The sequence below is a fragment of the Blautia sp. HA3515 genome (assembly GCF_059933065.1).
In genome coordinates this window covers 1-4,392 of record NZ_JAYFUY010000020.1, presented here as the reverse complement: position 1 = coordinate 4,392, position 4,392 = coordinate 1, and the positions used below count along the sequence as shown (strand labels likewise).

Below are 4,392 nucleotides of genomic sequence, written 5' to 3'. Positions count from 1 at the left end.
ATATAAGGAGATGAATCTTATTATGAAGATCGTTGTTTTGGCAGGCGGGACCAGTACAGAACGGGATATTTCCATTATGTCAGGTACAGGCATCTGCAAAGCACTGAGACAGAAAGGGCATCAGGCAGTTCTGGTGGATATTTTCTGTGGTACAGAGGATGTGGACTGGGCAGATCCTTTCCCTGAGGAATATGATGTAGACCAGGCTGTAGAATATATGAAGAGCTTTAATCCTCGGATTGAAATCATGAAGGTCGAAAGACGCAGTTTCTTTGGACCAAATGTACTGGAATTGTGTCAGGCAGCTGATATTGCATTTCTGGGACTTCACGGGGCAAACGGGGAGGATGGCAAAGTACAGGCAGCTTTTGACCTGATGGGGATCAAATATACAGGTACCGGTTATCTGAGCAGTGCCATTGCCATGGACAAATGTATGACAAAGGAATTTTTCCTGGCAAATCATGTGCCCACTCCTAAGGGAGCTACCCTGACAGGAGAGAATGGCTTTGATACAGATCTGTCAGCTCTTGGACTGGAGTTCCCTGTAGTTGTAAAGACCAGCTGCGGTGGTTCCAGTGTAGGCGTTTACATTGTTAATGACCAGAAAGAGTATGAAGAAGCTTTGAAAGAAGTGAGTATTTACGGAAACGAAGCAGTAGTAGAGGAGTACATAAAGGGTCGGGAGTTTTCTGTATCCGTAGTAGACGGAAAGGCGTATCCCATCATTGAGATCGCGCCGATCCAGGGCTTTTATGACTACAAGAATAAATATCAGGCAGGATCTACCGTAGAAACCTGTCCGGCACATATTTCACAGGAGCTGACAGACAAGATGCAGGAGCTGGCTGTAAAGGCGGCAAAGGCTTTGAAGCTGGAAGCTTACAGCAGACTGGATTTTCTTATGAAGGAAAACGGGGATATGTATTGTCTGGAGGCAAATACACTTCCGGGGATGACTCCTACCAGCCTGATCCCACAGGAAGCCAAGGTTCTGGGTATGGATTATCCACAGCTTTGTGAGGAACTGATCCGCTGCTCCATGAAGAAATACAGGTAAAGTTTATGAAGAATCTTACATTAGCAAATATTGCAAAGGTTTGTGGAGGCGTTTACCATGGACCTGAAAATAAAAAAGACATACAGGTTTCCTCTATTACCACAGACAGCAGGCAGATACAGCCAGAAGGTCTGTTTGTGCCCATAGCAGGTGAGCGGGTGGATGGACATACGTTTATCCCACAGGTTATGGAAAAGGGTGCCCTTGCCACATTATCAGAAAGACCACTGGAAGGAGCACAGTATCCCTACATCCAGGTGCAGTCTTCTCTTCAGGCAGTAAAGGATATTGCAGAATTTTATCTTAAGCAGCTGGGGATACCGGTAGTGGGGATCACCGGCAGTGTAGGCAAGACAAGCACCAAGGAAATGATCGCTTCTGTTCTGAAGGAAAAATATAAAACCCTGAAAACCCAGGGGAACTTTAATAATGAACTGGGACTTCCCCTTACTGTTTTCCGGCTGCGGGAAGACGATCAGATCGCAGTTCTTGAAATGGGGATCAGTGATTTCGGGGAAATGACCCGTCTTGCAAAGATCGCCAGACCGGATACCTGTGTGATCACCAATATTGGTACCTGTCATCTGGAGTTCCTGGGGGATCGGGACGGAGTATTAAAGGCAAAAACAGAGATTTTCCAGTATGTGAACCCGGATGGGCATATTGTGCTGAACGGGGATGATGACAAGCTGTGTACAGTGAAGGAGTATCATGGCATAAAACCGGTATTTTTCGGCATGGATCAGGGACTGCCTGTTTATGCAGATGAAGTGAAAAGCCTGGGTCTTAAAGGGATGTCCTGCAGGATCCATATGGGAGAAGAAAGCTTTCCGGTAAAGATCCCTATGCCTGGACAGCACATGATCTATAATGCACTGGCAGCAGCTGCTGTAGGCAGGATCTATGGACTGACCATCCCTCAGATCTGTCATGGAATTGAAAGCTATGAATCGATCAGCGGCAGATTTCATATGATCGACACAGAGAAATATCTGATCGTAGACGACTGTTATAATGCTAATCCTATGTCTATGAAAGCATCTTTGAATGTATTAAAGGATGCCGATGGCAGGAAGGTGGCAATCCTTGGCGATATGGGTGAACTGGGTGAGGATGAGGTCGCCCTTCATGAAGGCGTGGGAAGCCATGCGGCAAAGTGCGGGATTGACCTTCTGATCTGCTGCGGCAGCCTTTCCGGATATATGGCACAGAAGGCAAAGCAGGACAATCCTTCTCTGGACGTGATCTATGAGCCGGATCGGGAGGCTTTGATCAGCAAGATCGGAAGCTTTGTGAAAGAAGGAGATACCATCCTTGTAAAGGCTTCCCATTTTATGCATTTTGAAGAATTGGTAAATAAACTGCAGAAAGTCTGAGACTTAGAGAATGCCGAGGCATTCTTGAAGTTGCATATGCGAAATTTGTCAGGCAGGTGTAGAATTTGACGAACGATTTATGTACCGCAGGCTCCTGTTTCGGGGTATAATCTTCTTTAGCAAGAAGATATAAGGAGGAGCTTATGGTAAAAAAAAATCATGGATCTGTACCTGCTGCTTTATTGTATGGCAGGACTTGGAGTCCTGGGCGTTGCAGGTATGCTTGCCACAAATCTTTCTTACAGAAGAATAATCAGAAAAACAGGCCGCTTATCAAATATTAAAGAGAAGTGGCTTAATTTATGGAAAACAAGAGACAGGCTGCTGCATCGGATGAATCGATTTGTATGGTATTGTTCCCTGTTATCAACAGCGGTCCTGGGACTGGCTTTTTATCTGACAACTGCTTATGACCTGGAAAAAGGTATGCCATTGATCTATTTGTATATCGGAGCTGCAGTACCTGTGGTGCTGATGCTTTTAAGGTGGGGACTGGACTTTTCTTACAAGGAAAGCCTGGTCATGGGCACATTGTCCGACTATATTGAGCAGATGCGTACCTGGGTAGAGGAGATTCCAACGAAGGAGAAAGCAGATCCTATCCTGAAGGAGCAGGTGGTGGACAAGATCACAGCCAGCATCCGCCAGACTGCTGCATCCGGCAGTCATTTCAGCAAGATGCTTACTCCGGAGGAGGAAGAGATCATGCGTGAGATCATACGGGAATTTATGGATTGAACCGTCACATATAGAATACATGGGATGTGCACTTACGTTCGCCTCTATAGGCGGCGGGTAACAAATGAATCTCAGTGAAGAGAGGAGATACGGCATGAAAATCGTAATATTGGAAGCAGACAGTCTGGGAGAAGATATGGTATTTACTCCTTTTGAAGAGTTTGGGGAAGTGGTGATCTATCCTTCCTGCACCAGCGAACAGGCGCCGGAGCGCGTGCAGGATGCAGATGTGGTGATCGCCAATAAAGTACCTATCTGTGAAGCAACCATTGGAAAGGCAAAGAATCTGAAGCTGGTATGTCTTACCGCTACAGGGATCAATAACCTGGATGGGGATTATCTTAAAGCAAAAGGGATCGCTGCCTACAATGTGGCCGGGTATTCTACGAACGGAGTGGCACAGCATACCTTTGCGCTGCTTTTCTATATTCTGGAAAAACTGTCCTATTATGATCAGTATGTCAAATCCGGAGAATATGCAAGAGGAAGCTGTTTCTCTCATTTTGGCAAAAGCTTTTGTGAGCTGCAGGATAAAACCTGGGGGATCGTTGGACTGGGCGCTATCGGCAGAAGAGTTGGCACAGCTGGCAGAAGCCTTTGGCTGCAAGGTACTGTGCTATTCAGCATCAGGTCATAAGTATGACAGCAGATATGAGCAGACAGATTTTGATACTTTGCTGGCAAAGTCAGACTTTATTTCTGTCCATGCACCGTTAAATGCATATACTGAGAATCTGTTTACGCTGGATGCTTTTAAAAAGATGAAGAATACGGCCATCTTTATTAATGTTGCAAGAGGGGCTCTGGTAAATGAGCAGGATCTGTATACAGCACTGACCACAGATGAGATCGCAGGTGCGGCACTTGATGTGCTTTGCAAGGAGCCTATGGATCCGGAGAATCCTCTTCTTAAGATACAGGACAGCACCAGGCTTCTGATCACACCTCATATTGCCTGGGCTGCAAAAGAAACACGTTTCCGGGTAGTAGAGGAAGTAGCCGAAAATATTCGCCGCTTCCAAAGGGGAGATACTGTAAACCGGGTTTATTGAAGCGGCGGCAGATCCTGCCATAATGGGATCATCACATCAATATAAAATTCAGTACCAATATGGGAGAACCTGGGCGAAGCCATGGTATTTTTCAGCGATAGTCTCAATGGAAGACAGGCCGATCCCGCTTCCTCCCTGTTTATACACGGGCAGATACTGCCCGTTT

General features: G+C 46.1%; 3 protein-coding genes and 1 pseudogene. All 4 read left to right on the top strand.

The window, feature by feature from the left end; genetic code table 11:
- The first annotated feature begins 22 nt into the window (after positions 1-22).
- Positions 23-1,060, top strand: a complete 1,038-nt coding sequence (locus R1Y93_RS00710; RefSeq protein WP_500821254.1) for a D-alanine--D-alanine ligase family protein — start codon at positions 23-25, stop codon at positions 1,058-1,060.
- A gap of 5 nt (positions 1,061-1,065) precedes the next feature.
- Positions 1,066-2,436, top strand: coding sequence for a UDP-N-acetylmuramoyl-tripeptide--D-alanyl-D-alanine ligase (locus R1Y93_RS00705; RefSeq protein WP_500821253.1), 1,371 nt, complete (start codon positions 1,066-1,068; stop codon positions 2,434-2,436).
- Between the two features lie 159 nt (positions 2,437-2,595).
- Complete coding sequence (locus R1Y93_RS00700) at positions 2,596-3,174, top strand: hypothetical protein (RefSeq protein WP_500821252.1); 579 nt, start codon at positions 2,596-2,598, stop codon at positions 3,172-3,174.
- A gap of 94 nt (positions 3,175-3,268) precedes the next feature.
- Positions 3,269-4,226, top strand: a pseudogene (locus R1Y93_RS00695) (D-2-hydroxyacid dehydrogenase).
- The last annotated feature ends 166 nt before the right edge of the window (positions 4,227-4,392 follow it).

What these genes read in the sequence shown, in the direction of transcription:
- R1Y93_RS00705 (WP_500821253.1), top strand. Translation starts at nt 1,066, where the DNA reads ATGAAGAATCTTACATTAGCAAATATTGCAAAGGTTTGTGGAGGCGTT.
- R1Y93_RS00710 (WP_500821254.1), top strand. Translation starts at nt 23, where the DNA reads ATGAAGATCGTTGTTTTGGCAGGCGGGACCAGTACAGAACGGGATATT.
- R1Y93_RS00700 (WP_500821252.1), top strand. Translation starts at nt 2,596, where the DNA reads ATGGATCTGTACCTGCTGCTTTATTGTATGGCAGGACTTGGAGTCCTG.